Source organism: Shewanella sp. LZH-2, assembly GCF_016859145.1.
In the GTDB taxonomy this organism is placed as follows: Bacteria; Pseudomonadota; Gammaproteobacteria; order Enterobacterales; family Shewanellaceae; genus Shewanella; species Shewanella xiamenensis.
This window is the reverse complement of record NZ_CP069350.1, coordinates 2,145,049-2,159,735: the sequence shown is the minus strand read 5'-3', so window position 1 is coordinate 2,159,735 and position 14,687 is coordinate 2,145,049. Positions and strand designations below refer to the sequence as shown.

Below are 14,687 nucleotides of genomic sequence, written 5' to 3'. Positions count from 1 at the left end.
GCTCAATACGCCGTTATCTTTCGAGCAGAACGTTGCCGGTTACGCTCACAAATCGACTGTTGACGTAGGAGATGACCGAGCACGCAAATCTTGCATACCTACAAGCCGCCCAACTTTTTAAGTAGCGAATCCTTTAATTTTTCTTTCGCTTTATCAGTCTCTTCCTTCAACTGATTATTTAATAACGCTTGAGTATCTAAGGCATATTCCGGCTTTTGGAAAGTACCCGTAATCGCGAGAGGGATATCAATTCCTGCCAGCGCATCTTTCTCACTGCCACCTTGACCTTTAAGGGAATTGACTAAACTGGTCGTTAACCGATAATCCAGAGTTTGCGTCAAGAGATCCGCGCTGCCCTTACCCGCAAGCCTAAGCAAAGGTGAAGACATAGCGAGATCAGGGTTTGTCGCTACACCATGTTCAAGGGAGAAGTTACCGGTTAGGCTCGAGAAGTCGGTTTTACGCTCCTCTTTCGTGTCCGCAGACAAATCCCCCTTTAATTTAGCCTGAGCACTACGGATCATCTGCGGGATATTGACACCGTAAAGGGCACCATCGGTGATATCAAAACGACCATTCGCGAGGAGGTTTTTCTTTAATTGTTCAGGAATCAAACTCTTACCTTTGCCTTTTACATTAAAATTTGCCGTTCCCGCCAGAATATCAAGCTTGGCCGCATCCTTAAGTAATGGTTGAATTTGAACACCTGATATTTGCTTATCAAATTGGTAACTTGCCACTTTTGATCGCGCATCAACCTGAGCATTGAGCATTAACTTACCTTGGTAGAGATCTGCACTTAGCTGCTTAAGATCAACCTCACCATTTTTAATGCCTAAATCCATTAACCAATTTTGCGTAGACAAATTCGCGACTTTGATCGATTTAACCGCCAATATTAGCTTCGCATCCAAACCATTAAGCGCCGTTAAATCGGGTTCAACAGCCTGAGTCTGTGAAGACGCAGCTGCGGTTTGTTCTTCTGAAGTGTCAGATTTTGGTAGCAAAGCATCGAGGTCAATATCCCCAAATTGGAAATCCGCGCTAATTTTCGGCACTTTGCTCCCGTAATTGACGGTCAACTTACCCGCTGCATTGATATCCATTGCCGTTAATTTACTGATGTCCAACGATAACTGCTTTTTATCTAATGCGATTTGGCTGTTTAGACTAACCTCAGCGGTCAATTTTTTATTAGGGATCCCCTCGCCTTCAACTTGAGTCTCAATATTGAGTTTCTCAACTAGGAGTTGATTAAAATCATGACTTAACTTGATTTGCCCTTCGCCTTTACTGCTCACTGTCATATCCGGCAAGGTCGCGGCAAATTCATAGGCCATCGGCGCAAATTTATCGAGTGAAAATGCCCCCAAAGTGAACTGTTTTAAGGTTAAGGTTTGGGTTTGCCCTTTAGCTTCATCAATTAAATTTATTTGCGTATTCGTAATAGAAATGCCACCTACATCGATACTGGCTAATTGTGCTTTAGCACTTGGTTCAGATGGGGTAGCAGATAGCTCAGTGCTCTTGCCCGTTAAGCCATCTAGGCTTGAGCTACCATTTTTACGGGTGACCAAATTGATTTTTGCGCCATCAAGAGTGAGCTGAGCGATTTCAATTTGCTTGCTAAACAGTGGTATAAGCTCAACCTCAGCTACGGCTTTATTAACTTCAAGCATCGATTTTGGGGTAAATCCCTCAGGGTTAGATAGGGAAACACCGCCTAAATTAATCCCTATGGTCGGAAAAAATGTCCATGACAAGTCATCGGTTATTACTAACTCGCGCCCAGTTTGTTTTTTAACAGCGTTGACAACTTCTGGTTTAAAATCATTAGGGTCAAAAAAAACAGTAAGATATAAGGCGACAGCGACAATTAAGGTCACCAGAATGGCTAAAAACCACTTAATGAATTTCATGAAAACATCCTTATCAATAACATCTTGAATTTAAAAACTTAACTTAAAAATGCGAAATTTAAACACTCCTCACTGATGGCAATGCCATTCTCATCAACATAAACCATCATACCGGGTTTGACTGTAACACTGCCAAACTCGATAGGCACATTGACTTGTCCTTGATCTTTCTTATCAGTCTTGATGGGCATCGCGCCTAAGGCATAAACCCCTAAATTAAAAGTATTCAGTCTAGCAACATCCCGAACATAACCATTGATAATCACACCTTGCCAACCATTATCCATGGCGCTTTGGGCGATTAAATCCCCCAGTAGAGCACGACGGGATGAGCCTCCACCATCAACAACAAGCACTTTCCCTTGACCTGGCTGTGCTAAAACTTCTTTCACTTTGGAGTTATCTTCAAAACATTTGACCGTCACTACTTCACCCCAAAACAACTTCTTACCACCATAAGCACGAAACGCTAGCGGCAACAAAGTGAGTTTGGATGGATAGTGATCAAACAAATCGGGTAATAGATCAAGCATTTCAATCTCCACTTGGTGAAAAGTTTAGACTACTCATTATTGTAGACGCCGACAAGTACTATGAGAAAACCAGCTTTTTATTGGTTTTAGCACTTTAATACTTGGTCAGCATTGGCATAAACATTATAATCTGCGATAGTAAAACGCTTGTGATACCCTCTAGGGTTAAGGCATTCATTCTTTCGCTTCTCAACGTCTCGTAATAAAGTGAACACCAAATGACAACTGATCTAGATTTGCAAAGCGCTATCGCTGCACTCGATGAATATGGATATGAGAAAAAAGTCTCAACGGATCTTGAGCAAGCCAGAAATAAACAACAAATGGGGAAATACATCAAATCCCTTGATTACAGTTTGCGTCGCTTATTAATATTGCAAGAAACTGTTAACGAACTAGTTGAAGAAAAGAAACACCAACTTGCACAGCAAGAAAATATTCAAACCTATAAGACTAAAATTATTAACCTTTCTCGAGAGTTTAACATTTCATACGAAGATGTATTAGCTATTATGGCTGAGTTACCCAACAAAAAATAATACCGAAAACAGCCTTCCAGAAAGAAACAATTATAACAAGGCCATACAGAATCTGCTGTATGGCCTAAATTAATCGTTATATCAATTCAGACGTATTCATCCACGCAATTTATATCAAAACAGCCAGTGAAAAGGCGCCATTGATGGCACCCTTTCAATTATTGGCTTATTTTTCTAGCATTAACTGACGAATATATTTCACTGGCGCACTGCCATAGCTTAAAAACTTCTCATGGAATGCTTTGAGATCAAAATCCTTACCTTTGAGCTGCTTATATTCTTCGCGGAAATCGTAAATTTCACGGTAACCCGAGTAGTAACTGGTCAGCTGTACTTGGCTTAGGGTAGCACGGCGCCACTTGCCTTCCGCCTCAGCTCGCTGTTGGAAGGCTTCATCCATCATCAGGCTGATGGCTTGATCTTCAGTCATGCCTTTAACATGAATGCTGTAATCCAAGATAGTGTTACAGATAACACGTAGATTCCACTTGTAATACATCAACCACATTTCAGGCTCGAAATTGCCATAACCTTCTTCAAGCATCATGCGTTCGGTATAAACAGCCCAACCTTCGACCATTGCGCCATTACCAAATAAGCTTTTCACTAAGCTTGGCGATTCATTGGAATACACTAATTGAGTGTAATGCCCTGGAATCGCCTCATGGATATTTAAAATCTGTAATATCCAATGGTTATATTCGCGTAAATAGCTTTCAGCGGATTCATCATTCATACCATCGAGTGGCGTGACGTTATAATAGGTATTGCCTAATTTATCATAGGGGCCAGGGGCACTAATCGACGCTCCAGCATAACCACGCATATACTCCGGAGTTTCACGAACCACTAATGGTTTTTTAGGGTCTAAAGTCACTAATTTTTTTTGATTTACAAACTCAATCAACTCAGGAATTTGTTTACGGACTTCGCTAACAAAGTCGTCACGTTTGACGTGCTCAGTCGACAATTTATCAATTAATTGGCGGATGGCGATTTTATTATCACTTGGTTTTGGCGTTGTAAAATATTTAGGCCAAAGTTTATCGGTGATCTTGGCCATTTCACCTTGGACCCTATCTTTATCTGCCATGGCTTTTTGATAGAGCTCTTTAGCCGTCATGCCCGCTTGGATATCAAAGGCAAATTTTTGCTCGTATAATTCTTCACCGATCCTAAAGCTACGGGCGCCTTCTTTTTTCAGCAGGTCAACCTGTGCATTTAACCAACGAATATGTTCATTAATTGCTTTCGTTGCCGTATCGAAGCGGGATTTAAACAGCGATTTTTCCGCATCCGACAGACCGGAATCCGCCACTTGTTTTAATAAATCATCGGAGAATACCGAAAACGCACCTTGGTTTTGCATTACAGCAAGTTCCGTATGCTCTAGGGTTGGTTTCGATATATTACTTCTTGCTGCGGCGTAATAAGCTGGGATATTTTCCATCCTGGCCAATACCGAGCGTAATCTGTCATCCAGCGGCGCAAAGTTTTCATTGATGATTTGCGCAAAACCGCCCGCCACGTTATAGCTAGAGGGATCCCATTGCCAAGATTTAAAGTCAGTGATATCCCACGCCATGCTATTTAACAGGTTATCAATCAAATGATAATCGATGGTTTCGTTAGAGCTCAGAGACTTAAGTTCAAACTGTTTCAGCTTTGCCTGCTGGTTTTTTACAAAGGCAAGTGTCTTAACACGGCTAGCTTCATTGGGGATTTCTAAATAGCCATCATTAACATGCTTGCCGCTATATAGCGCCCATGTTGGTGATAATTGCCACAAATCATCGATAAAAGCATTACTAAACTGCGCAAAAGAAACCGTGCTAACTTCACCACTAACCACTTTACTTGGCGAGGTTTGGTCTGATTGAGATTGGCAGCCTACAAGGCCGGTGAACGATAACAATATCGCAAGGGATAGGGTGGTTTTTCTCATTCTTTATTGTCCTTTTTATATTTATACCAACGCGTTGTTGTAATGCTTACCCTAAGCAAGCTGGTAAAACGAATGCTAGGCGTATTGAATTTGGCGATAAACGCCTGAAAGCTCGCTCGTCAGGCGTATTTAACATGACTTTAGTTAATCATATCAGCCGCCTAATTGCAGCAATGTTAATACCTAATACATGCCCAGTTACAAATTTGTAAGCCAATTTATTAACCCCTCGAACTAACCGCAAAGTTGAGATAATCCCCTATTTCAACAATGCTACTGCTATAATAGCGACCTGCTTCGCTGTTTGCGCCACGCTAACAGTTTGCCAATAAATCATTTAGTTGAGATCCTCAATGCCATTTACCCAACTTGGATTACACAGCGCGCTTATCAAAGCCGTGACTGAACTGGGTTACCAAAGCCCGACGCCAATACAAGCTCAGGCCATTCCCAGCATTCTTGCGGGGAAAAATGTGCTCGCAGCTGCCCAAACCGGTACGGGTAAAACCGCGAGTTTTGTATTGCCGTTGCTGCATCGATTTGCTGACACCCCCAAAATTCGGCCTAAACGGGTACGTACCATCATTCTTACCCCCACACGGGAACTGGCGCTGCAGGTTGAACAAAACATCAATCAATATGCCAAGTACCTGCCGTTAACGGCCATGGCCATGTACGGCGGTGTTGATGCTGCGCCGCAAAAAAAACGTCTGATTGAAGGGGTTGATCTGCTCGTTGCAACGCCTGGCCGTTTGCTGGATATGTATACTCAAAGAGCCATTCGCTTTGATGAAGTCTCAGTATTAGTGCTGGATGAAGCCGATCGCATGCTCGATATGGGTTTTATCGAAGATATTAATAGCATTATTGAAAAGCTGCCTGAGCAGCGGCAAAACCTGCTATTTTCGGCAACCTTATCAAAACAGGTCAAAGCACTGGCTAAAACCGCTATTCCGGATGCCATTGAGATTGAAATCAGTCGCAAAAATGCCGCTTCAACGCAAATTGAGCAGTGGTTAACGACCGTTGATAAAGATCGAAAATCTGCACTATTGAGCCATTTAATTAAAGAGAATAACTGGGCACAGGCATTAATTTTTATCCAAACCAAACACGGCGCCGCCAAATTGGTTAGCCAGTTAGAAAAGCGTGGCATTACCGCGGAGGCTTTTCACAGTGGTCGCAGCCAAGCGGTGCGCGAGCAACTGCTTATCGATTTTAAAGCGGGTAAAGTCTCCTTTTTAGTCGCGACCGGTGTTGCGTCACGCGGTATCGATATCGATGCGCTCGAGCGGGTGATTAACTACGATTTACCCGATGAGGCCGATGATTATATCCATCGCATTGGCCGCACCGGCCGCGCGGGCAATCAAGGTGAAGCCATATCCTTTGTCTCTAAAGATGATTTTAGAAACCTGTGCGCTATAGAGCGCCGTTTAGGCCATATTATCGAGCGCAAGCACATCGAGGGGTTTGAGCCTAAAAAAGCGGTGCCTATTTCAATTCTCGATTTTGTGCCTAAATCGGCTTCTACATCAGCGCATAAACCCAATAAAAAAGCTCAAGCCTTGCCCTATTCCAATGGAAAACCCGGCACCTTTGAAGCAACTCAGGCGAAAAAGCACCGTAGTGCTAAATCCAAGCCGCAACCTAAGCAAGCGACAAGGTTAACACAGCCCGATGTGAGTGAAAGCACCGAGAAACAACAAACACAAGGTGAAACATCTCCATCATTTAATCCTTGGCTTAGTGGATCTCACACCAAATAACTCACTAACAGAAGCGCAGCATATGATTATTTTCACGACAAATTTTGGCGATATAACCCTCGAACTTGATGTAGAGCGCGCCCCCGTTACCGCCAAAAACTTTATTCGTTACTGTAAAGAAGGTTTTTATGATCACACGATTTTCCATCGTGTGATCAAAGGCTTTATGATCCAAGGCGGTGGCTTTACCGCCAAAATGAAAGAAAAGCCCACCCACGAACCAATTGTCAACGAAGCCAATAAAGGCCTATCGAATGTATTTGGTACTATCGCCATGGCCCGTACCGATGCGCCACACTCGGCAACCGCGCAGTTTTTTATCAATACTGCCAATAATGAGTTTCTAGACCATACGGCACCCACCAATAATGGCTGGGGTTATGCGGTATTTGGTAAAGTCACAGCGGGACTCGAGGTTGTACTGCAAATTGAAGGCGTTAAAACCACACGAGTAGCGGGCCATGAAGACGTGCCCCGTGAACCCATCATTATCGAAAAAGTGACGATTATTGAATGACTTTATCTGATCGATAAAATTGTTTTGCGTGACTGAGCAATGGTCCAGCAATAACACCACCATTCCTTGATAGATAACGCTTTGGTTTTAAACTCGAGATAGAAAAAAGGAGCAATCAACCGAAATGGTTAGTTGCTCCTTTTTGTTCATTACTATCTGATATTACAGACAAAAGCTGCTTGAATGGTATTAATCCAGATCTTTAAGCGGCCACAGCACGATATGGTCTTCAATATCCTTAATCCTGCGCTCATCTACCACTTTGCCTTGAATCGACATACCCGCAAGGTGCATGGCCTCTTTAGAGCCCGTGAGTAATGGATGCCAGCTTGGTAAGTCTCTGCCAGATGCCAAACGGCGATAGGCGCAGCTATCGGGTAGCCAGGTGAGTTCATGGACATTTTGCGCAGTAATCACAGTACATTGGGGAACATGGCTAAAACGGTCACTATAATGTTTGCAGCTGGCACTTTGGTGATCAAGTAATAGACAAGCCGCATTGGTGTAATACAGCTCTTCAGTTTCATCATCAATCAATTTGTTTAAACAACACTTACCACAACCATCGCAGAGGGACTCCCACTCCTGCGACGTCAGCTCGGTTAACGCTTTATTCTGCCAAAATGCCATGTTTACGCTTATCTTCATATAAAAAATCCGCTCAATGCGGGCCATTTTACACCAATTTAGTGGGGATGCTTAATTCTCTCCGATACATGCACCACAAAGATGCCTAAATAATCGCACTCACCTTAATAATTCACCGCTTGCCAGTGCATTAAGGCACGGTAATTGTTATGGACGAGAGACCTTGATGGCACAGTGCCATAAGGCATGTGAGACGAAGGCATGAATATTTTGATGATTGGGCAAATCACTATTATCGAGATGCCTTACCCCAATGGTCGACACTTATCTAGGGCGTGTTGACGTTTCAGGGTTATTTTTGCAGCAATTTGGCTGGCGTTTATGCAAGGCAAAGTCCGTGCTGTGTAGTTGTTTTCTACATAAACGGACGATAACGCAGCAGAAACGTCAACACGCCCTAATGTCTGCGGCTGCTTAAATTTAAGAGGCGAGCATTAAAGGAGGAGATTTGCCCTTACGAATTAAGGGCAAGAAGAGCTTTGTATATGCTGCAACAGATTTAAAGACTGTCTTTGGCATTTACCCTGTGCACAGTTACAGACTAGTCTTGAATCCCAAGGCTTTCTCTGTGCTCGGCCAATAAATTAACCTGCGGTGGCGGAATTTGTAAATAAAATCCCTTTTCCTTGAGTGCTGCTCTGACCTTATGAATATCGGCAATACCGAGTGATTCACGCTTAGCAATCGGGAATACCATCACTAACTGAGGCACACCAAACATATCTAACAACGCCTGAGGAACGTCGTCGAAACAGTCCCTTTTGTTTACAAATAAGTAAGTGTCAGCCTTTCGACTACTTTTATAAACCGCACATAGCATAAGAGTATAAATATCCAATAGTTCAAACTTGCCAGTCAATGGGGCACACTATAACATGGTCGCCTAGTAATTTAATTGCAAATCAGCGAACCGACTGATGATTTCTGGAGAATAGTGCCGGGATGTCAAAACCTAGCTTAGAGTTAAAAGGCGCTTCTTTTACTCTTTCAGTGCTTCATATTAATAACAGCGATTTAAATGCTGTCATGGCTGAATTAGATAGCAAATTGGCACAAGCTCCCCAATTTTTTCTGGGTGCCCCTTTAGTCGTCAATCTCAGCGCCATTCAAGATAACGATTTTAATTTACAGGGCTTAAAAGAGTTATTACTTTCCCGCCAGTTAGTTATTGTAGGAATTACTGGTGCAACTAACGTCCTGAGCAACCAAGCTAAAACACTCGGACTTGCCATAGTCAAAGCGGGTAAACAAAGCGTCGCCCCCCCACCAGCACCGCGTCAAACTAAGATTTTGAAGCAAAATATCCGCTCAGGTCAGCAGGTCTATGCAAAAAATGGCGATTTAATCATATTTGGTGCGGTAGGTAATGGCGCAGAAGTCATCGCCGATGGTAGCATTCATATTTATGGTGCGTTACGAGGAAAGGCCATGGCGGGCGCAGCTGGCGACAGCAGTGCGGTAATCATTGCTCATTCCCTCGAGGCAGAATTAGTTTCAATAGCAGGGCAATATTGGCTCGCTGAAAATCTACAACAACATAGCTCAGATAAAGGCGGCTGCATTCGCTTAAATGGCGAGTCGCTTATCGTTGAATCATTGCCCCTCTAAATGGCACAAAAAAGGATAGAGAGAAACATGGCACAAATTATTGTTGTCACTTCAGGTAAAGGTGGTGTTGGTAAAACCACATCCAGTGCGGCGATTGCAACTGGACTTGCACTACAAGGGCATAAAACTGTTGTTATCGATTTCGATATAGGCTTGCGTAACTTGGATCTGATCATGGGCTGCGAGCGACGCGTCGTCTATGACTTTGTCAATGTCATCAACGGTGAAGCGAATTTAAATCAGGCACTTATCAAAGATAAACGCTGTGAAAAACTGTTTGTACTGCCAGCCTCGCAAACTCGTGATAAAGACGCCCTAACAAAAGAAGGCGTGGGCCGTGTGCTTGACGATTTAGCCAAAGAATTTGAATTTATTATCTGTGATTCCCCTGCAGGTATTGAGCAAGGCGCGATGATGGCATTGTATTTTGCCGATATCGCCATTGTGACGACCAACCCTGAAGTAAGCTCGGTTCGCGACTCTGACCGTATTCTAGGAATGCTGCAAAGTAAGTCACGCCGCGCAGAACTCAGTTTAGAGCCGATAAAAGAGTACTTACTGTTGACTCGTTATTCTCCAAGTCGGGTAAAATCGGGCGAAATGTTAAGTGTTGACGATGTAAAAGAAATCCTTGCCATTGATTTGCTTGGCGTTATCCCTGAATCACAATCCGTACTCAAGGCATCAAACTCCGGAGTACCTGTGATTATCGATCAAGAAAGTGATGCAGGCGCCGCTTATAGTGACACTGTCGCGCGTTTATTGGGTGAAGATGTCCCAGTACGCTTTATTACGGAAGAGAAAAAAGGTTTCTTACAACGGATATTTGGTAGCTAATTATGTCTTTACTCGACTATTTCAAAAGCAAGAAAAAGCCTAGCACCGCGGTAATGGCAAAAGAGCGACTACAAATTATTGTGGCCCATCAGCGTGGACAACGCGATACACCTGACTATTTCCCGCAGATGAAGCAAGAAATCATCGCTGTGATCCGCAAGTATGTGCAGATTTCGGATGATCAAGTTTCAGTGCAATTAGATCAGAATGACGATAACTTGTCGGTACTCGAACTTAACGTGACGTTGCCAGACAGATAAGTCGAGCGTTGGCGTCATCCTCAAATGGGGATGACGCGTTCTGCTGCGCCTTTCTCCTACTCCCATCCTTTAGCTGGGGTAAAATCAAGGCCTAACACCTTAAATGCGAATTTAGGCATCAAATCTTAGGTCAAAACCGAAATGTTAAAAGCAAAATATTGGCGCCTAATCAGTAAAACTTAAACTTCAAGCTTTGCCAACGATTCGGCCGCAATGTCTGCGCGCCAGCCATTTAACACCGTCGGCAATTCGCCCTGCTGTTTATCCCAACGCCATTGTAAATACTCATGAATATGACGTTTAGAGCCCAGCATTTCCACCGGAATGGCATGTTGTTCACAGAGTTCGGTTAAACAGGTTTTAATGGTCTTAAAAGCGGATTTATAACCCGGTTTAAGCGCTAAAACATCAACTAGCTCCGGCGGATTGTTTAAGTCAGCAGTCTGCATTACCCGTAAAATATCTTTACCATGGATGCGTTTTTCCTGCTCAGTTAAATCGTTAAGTTTAAACAAATCACTTATGCTTTTAGGCTGTTTTTTCGCTAGCGCAATCAAGCCATGATCTTTAATCACAAAGCCTAAGGCTAAATCCCGTGCCAAAGCTTTTTCTAAACGCCATTTAGCCAGCACTTTAAGGTAAGCCAATTGAGGCTCTGTTAATTGAAATGCGTTTTTTACTTTAAGGTATGCAGTCTCGACATCGGGAGGAGCTAAACGCCCTTCAGTCATCCGCTCGCCTTCTTCATAAAGCCAATCTAAACGGCCTTGCGCTTTAAGCTTGTCGGCGAGTTGCGGATAAAGTTGATAAAGATACAACACATCATTAGCGGCGTAGCTAAGTTGCGCCTCGGTTAAGGGACGACGTATCCAGTCGGTGCGTGACTCACCTTTATCAATCACTTCACCTAAGCAGGTTTCGACTAACTTGGCATAACCTAAGCCATGGCCCATACCGCATAGTGAAGCCGCAATTTGGCTATCAAATAAGGGCGTAGGTTGGCGCTGGCCATAATGGGCGAAGACTTCTAAATCCTCACTGCAGGAATGTACTAGCTTGATAATGTTTGGATTATCTAACAAAGCCCAAAATGCACCGAGATTGGGCAAAGCCACAGGGTCAATCAAAGCTAAGGTGTTACCATCATAGGCTTGGATCAGGCCAAGCTTAGCGTAATACGTACGTGTACGCACAAACTCGGTATCTAATACCAGTACTGCGCTCTGTTGATATTGAGCGACGAGGGCATTGAGGCTCGCTTCGTCGCTCACATAGTGAAACACTGACAAATTCTTCTCCAGTTCCTGTGGGATAATCACATCCATAAAAACAAAAGCCGGCTTATTGCCGGCTTCAATCTTACGCGCGCTTGACTTCGTCTCTCAGTTCTCGTCGCAAGATCTTACCCACATTGGTTTTAGGTAACTCGTCCCTAAATTCTACCAGCTTCGGCACTTTATATCCCGTTAAATGCACTCGGCAATGCTTAATGATGTCTTCAGCGGTTAAAGATTTATCTTTCGCCACCACAAACACCTTCACTAACTCGCCACTTGCATCATTAGGAACCCCTACTGCCGCGACTTCTATCACCTTAGGATGTAAAGCAACAACCTCTTCCACTTCATTGGGGAAGACGTTAAAGCCAGAAACTAAAATCATGTCTTTCTTACGATCAACAATATAGAAGAAACCCTGTTCATCCATATAACCGATATCGCCCGTGGCGAGCCAGCCGTCTTTATCAATCACTTTGGCTGTCTCTTCTGGACGCTGCCAATAGCCTTTCATGATCTGTGGGCCTTTACCAAATAGCTCACCCGTCTCGCCTTGGGGCAACACATTACCCGCATCATCACGCACTTGAATGAGTGTAGATGGCGCAGGGAAACCGATAGAACCGTTATAACCGTCTAAGTTATAGGGACAGCACGTTAACAGGGGCGAGGCTTCAGTTAACCCATAACCTTCAAGTAAACGGGTTTTAGTGATGCTCTGCCATTTATCGGCCACGGCTTTTTGCACGGCCATACCGCCACCAATGGATAATTTGAGGCGAGAAAAATCCAGCTCAGCAAAATCACTACTATTCACTAAGGCATTAAACAGGGTGTTAACACCTGTCAGGGCGGTAAAAGGATATTTCTTGAGTTCAGCCACAAACCCAGGAATATCCCGAGGGTTAGTGATTAAGAGGTTCTGACTGCCCTTATGTAAAAACAGTAAGCAATTCACTGTTAATGCAAAAATATGGTAAAGCGGTAATGCAGTTACAACAAATTCAGTACCATCTCGCAGCGCTGGAGAATAAGCACCGTTGGCCTGCAACACGTTTGCCACCACATTACTGTGGGTTAACATGGCGCCCTTTGAAACCCCAGTCGTACCACCAGTATATTGCAAAAAGGCAAGGTCACCCCCAGTAATTATGGGTTTGACATACTGCATTCTGCGACCTCTTGACAAGGTTTCGCGCATCGAAAGGGCATGGGGTAGATCGTATTTAGGTACCAGTTTTTTAATATATTTAACAACAAAGTTAACTAAGGTGCGTTTTGGCGCACTTAGTTGATCACCTAAACTAGTGATAATGACACTTTTCACGGGCGTTTGATCGACCACTTCTTCTAAGGTGCGGGCGAAGTTAGACACCACAACAATGGCTTTGGCGCCCGAGTCAATTAACTGATGTTTGAGCTCTCGCGGGGTATAAAGTGGGTTAACGTTAACCACCACCATACCAGCACGTAATACCCCAAATAACGCAATAGGATATTGCAACAGATTGGGCATCATCAGTGCGACACGATCGCCCTTTTGTAGCTTCAATTCATTTTGTAAATAAGCAGCAAAAGCACGGCTACTTTCTTCAAGTTTACGGTAAGTTAGCGTGGCCCCCATGTTGATAAATGCAGGTTGATCCGCATACTTAGCCACCGCGGTCTCGAACATATCGATAAGCGATGAATACTGATCCACATTAATCTCAGCAGGCACATCTTTTGGTAAATGTTTAATCCAAGGCTGATCCACTACTTTCTCCTAAATCCCCACAACTGCGGATACGGTACCCTTACTACCGCCAATACTCGACAAATACCGAGTTAAAATACCGACTTACATTTTATTGTTATTGATTTACCCGGATAAATCATACGGGCGTTTTAATTTTGATCATCATCACATAAAAGAAACAAAAAACCTAGTGTCTTTTTTATGTTAGTAAAAGCCATTATTCGACAAAACGTTGGATTAACTGACTAACCGCTTGCGCATTATCCATATGCACATGATGGTCCCCCTCAAGCATATGTTCAGACAAATTGCTGAACCATTTCCTTGCTTTAGGTAGCGCCGTATGTAATTGGCTAAAACCTTGTTTGCCGCAGATGAGTAAGGTAACCACCGAAATATTTTGCATTAAAGCATCAACCTGCTCAAAGGTCAGTCGCATTGGCGAGTCGAGCCTTAATCTTGGATCACTTCGCCAAACAACTCCATCAGAAGTCACTTGCATATTGCGGTCAAGTAATAGTCGACACCACGGTTCGGCCAATCCGGTTAAATGCACTCTAGCCTTAACAGCCGTTTCCAGACTATCGTAGACTCTCATCCGTTTATGTTTTTGCGCTAAAAATTTCTCATGTTGGTAAAAGCTTTTCCTCAGCCGCGATTTGGTTTGGGTTGCTGACTCATATAAGGGACTTAAGGCCTCAATTAAAATCAGCTTATTAACCTTTTCTGGAAATGCTGCCGTATACGCAGAGGCGATAATCCCCCCTAATGAATGCCCAATAATAGCCAGTGGCTTTTGTGGCAAAATCGCCAGTAACGCATCGAGATCGTATAAATAGTCAATCCAGTGTAATGGGTAATGTCCCGGCCGATGCGCCGAAAAACCATGACCGGGCCAATCTATGGCAAGAATTTGGTAATCTGACAAATACTCAGCGAGAGGCTCAAAACTGTTGGCATTGTCTAACCAGCCATGCAACGCGAGCAATAATGGCTTATCTTTCGCTCCCCATAATCGACCACTCAGCTTGATATGGGGTAACACAAACTCGACTTGATTTTGGGGGGCGAAAGATTGCCACATATTGCCTCTAATG

General features: G+C 43.6%; 14 protein-coding genes. 6 read left to right on the top strand and 8 right to left on the bottom strand.

Annotated features, from left to right (window positions below):
* Positions 1-98: 98 nt before the first annotated feature.
* A complete protein-coding gene (locus JM642_RS09640) occupies positions 99-1,919 on the bottom strand; it encodes an AsmA family protein (protein ID WP_203433598.1) in 1,821 nt (606 codons plus the stop codon).
* A 38-nt stretch (positions 1,920-1,957) separates the two neighbouring features.
* Positions 1,958-2,452 carry a putative 4-hydroxy-4-methyl-2-oxoglutarate aldolase gene (locus JM642_RS09635; RefSeq protein WP_037419152.1) on the bottom strand — a complete coding sequence of 165 codons (495 nt, stop codon included), beginning with the start codon at positions 2,450-2,452 and terminating at the stop codon, positions 1,958-1,960.
* Positions 2,453-2,670: 218 nt separating this feature from the next.
* Between JM642_RS09635 and JM642_RS09630 the strand changes: the two genes are divergently transcribed.
* Positions 2,671-2,991: a hypothetical protein gene (locus tag JM642_RS09630; RefSeq protein WP_037419155.1), complete on the top strand. Its 321-nt coding sequence runs from the start codon at positions 2,671-2,673 to the stop codon at positions 2,989-2,991.
* A 166-nt stretch (positions 2,992-3,157) separates the two neighbouring features.
* Here the strand turns inward: JM642_RS09630 and JM642_RS09625 are convergent, their stop codons facing one another.
* Complete coding sequence (locus JM642_RS09625) at positions 3,158-4,936, bottom strand: DUF885 domain-containing protein (protein ID WP_203433596.1); 1,779 nt, start codon at positions 4,934-4,936, stop codon at positions 3,158-3,160.
* Positions 4,937-5,289: 353 nt separating this feature from the next.
* On the opposite strand from JM642_RS09625, the gene JM642_RS09620 reads away from it, so the two are divergent.
* Positions 5,290-6,705, top strand: coding sequence for a DEAD/DEAH box helicase (locus JM642_RS09620; RefSeq protein ID WP_203433594.1), 1,416 nt, complete (start codon positions 5,290-5,292; stop codon positions 6,703-6,705).
* A gap of 22 nt (positions 6,706-6,727) precedes the next feature.
* Positions 6,728-7,222, top strand: coding sequence for a peptidylprolyl isomerase (locus JM642_RS09615; RefSeq protein WP_037419214.1), 495 nt, complete (start codon positions 6,728-6,730; stop codon positions 7,220-7,222).
* 189 nt (positions 7,223-7,411) lie between these two features.
* On the opposite strand, the gene JM642_RS09610 is transcribed toward JM642_RS09615, so the two are convergent.
* Both JM642_RS09610 and JM642_RS09605 read right to left on the bottom strand, forming a co-directional pair.
* The gene (locus tag JM642_RS09610; RefSeq protein ID WP_037419163.1) at positions 7,412-7,852 is read right to left on the bottom strand and encodes a YcgN family cysteine cluster protein; all 441 of its coding nucleotides are present in this window, start codon (positions 7,850-7,852) and stop codon (positions 7,412-7,414) included.
* A gap of 559 nt (positions 7,853-8,411) precedes the next feature.
* On the bottom strand, positions 8,412-8,690 hold the full coding sequence (locus JM642_RS09605; protein WP_037430455.1) for a YcgL domain-containing protein: 279 nt from the start codon (positions 8,688-8,690) through the stop codon (positions 8,412-8,414).
* A 122-nt stretch (positions 8,691-8,812) separates the two neighbouring features.
* On the opposite strand from JM642_RS09605, the gene minC reads away from it, so the two are divergent.
* From minC to minE, 3 genes are read left to right on the top strand one after another with little or no spacing between them, the layout of a single operon-like run.
* On the top strand, positions 8,813-9,478 hold the full coding sequence (gene minC / locus JM642_RS09600; RefSeq protein WP_037419169.1) for a septum site-determining protein MinC: 666 nt from the start codon (positions 8,813-8,815) through the stop codon (positions 9,476-9,478).
* A 27-nt stretch (positions 9,479-9,505) separates the two neighbouring features.
* The gene (minD, locus tag JM642_RS09595; protein WP_037419172.1) at positions 9,506-10,315 is read left to right on the top strand and encodes a septum site-determining protein MinD; all 810 of its coding nucleotides are present in this window, start codon (positions 9,506-9,508) and stop codon (positions 10,313-10,315) included.
* Between the two features lie 2 nt (positions 10,316-10,317).
* On the top strand, positions 10,318-10,575 hold the full coding sequence (minE, locus tag JM642_RS09590; protein ID WP_007648439.1) for a cell division topological specificity factor MinE: 258 nt from the start codon (positions 10,318-10,320) through the stop codon (positions 10,573-10,575).
* Between the two features lie 179 nt (positions 10,576-10,754).
* On the opposite strand, the gene rnd is transcribed toward minE, so the two are convergent.
* The 3 genes from rnd to JM642_RS09575 form a co-directional block, all read right to left on the bottom strand.
* A complete protein-coding gene (gene rnd, locus JM642_RS09585; RefSeq protein WP_203433772.1) occupies positions 10,755-11,864 on the bottom strand; it encodes a ribonuclease D in 1,110 nt (369 codons plus the stop codon).
* Positions 11,865-11,934: 70 nt separating this feature from the next.
* Positions 11,935-13,608, bottom strand: coding sequence for a long-chain-fatty-acid--CoA ligase FadD (fadD, locus tag JM642_RS09580; RefSeq protein WP_203433592.1), 1,674 nt, complete (start codon positions 13,606-13,608; stop codon positions 11,935-11,937).
* 199 nt (positions 13,609-13,807) lie between these two features.
* Positions 13,808-14,674, bottom strand: coding sequence for an alpha/beta hydrolase (locus tag JM642_RS09575; protein WP_203433590.1), 867 nt, complete (start codon positions 14,672-14,674; stop codon positions 13,808-13,810).
* Positions 14,675-14,687 lie beyond the last annotated feature (13 nt).

Excerpts from the sequence above, each read along its gene's own strand:
- JM642_RS09640 (WP_203433598.1), bottom strand. The coding sequence starts at position 1,919 with ATGAAATTCATTAAGTGGTTTTTAGCCATTCTGGTGACCTTAATTGTC.
- JM642_RS09635 (WP_037419152.1), bottom strand. The coding sequence starts at position 2,452 with ATGCTTGATCTATTACCCGATTTGTTTGATCACTATCCATCCAAACTC.
- JM642_RS09630 (WP_037419155.1), top strand. The coding sequence starts at position 2,671 with ATGACAACTGATCTAGATTTGCAAAGCGCTATCGCTGCACTCGATGAA.
- JM642_RS09625 (WP_203433596.1), bottom strand. The coding sequence starts at position 4,936 with ATGAGAAAAACCACCCTATCCCTTGCGATATTGTTATCGTTCACCGGC.
- JM642_RS09620 (WP_203433594.1), top strand. The coding sequence starts at position 5,290 with ATGCCATTTACCCAACTTGGATTACACAGCGCGCTTATCAAAGCCGTG.
- JM642_RS09615 (WP_037419214.1), top strand. The coding sequence starts at position 6,728 with ATGATTATTTTCACGACAAATTTTGGCGATATAACCCTCGAACTTGAT.
- JM642_RS09610 (WP_037419163.1), bottom strand. The coding sequence starts at position 7,852 with ATGGCATTTTGGCAGAATAAAGCGTTAACCGAGCTGACGTCGCAGGAG.
- JM642_RS09605 (WP_037430455.1), bottom strand. The coding sequence starts at position 8,690 with ATGCTATGTGCGGTTTATAAAAGTAGTCGAAAGGCTGACACTTACTTA.
- minC (WP_037419169.1), top strand. The coding sequence starts at position 8,813 with ATGTCAAAACCTAGCTTAGAGTTAAAAGGCGCTTCTTTTACTCTTTCA.
- minD (WP_037419172.1), top strand. The coding sequence starts at position 9,506 with ATGGCACAAATTATTGTTGTCACTTCAGGTAAAGGTGGTGTTGGTAAA.
- minE (WP_007648439.1), top strand. The coding sequence starts at position 10,318 with ATGTCTTTACTCGACTATTTCAAAAGCAAGAAAAAGCCTAGCACCGCG.
- JM642_RS09575 (WP_203433590.1), bottom strand. The coding sequence starts at position 14,674 with ATGTGGCAATCTTTCGCCCCCCAAAATCAAGTCGAGTTTGTGTTACCC.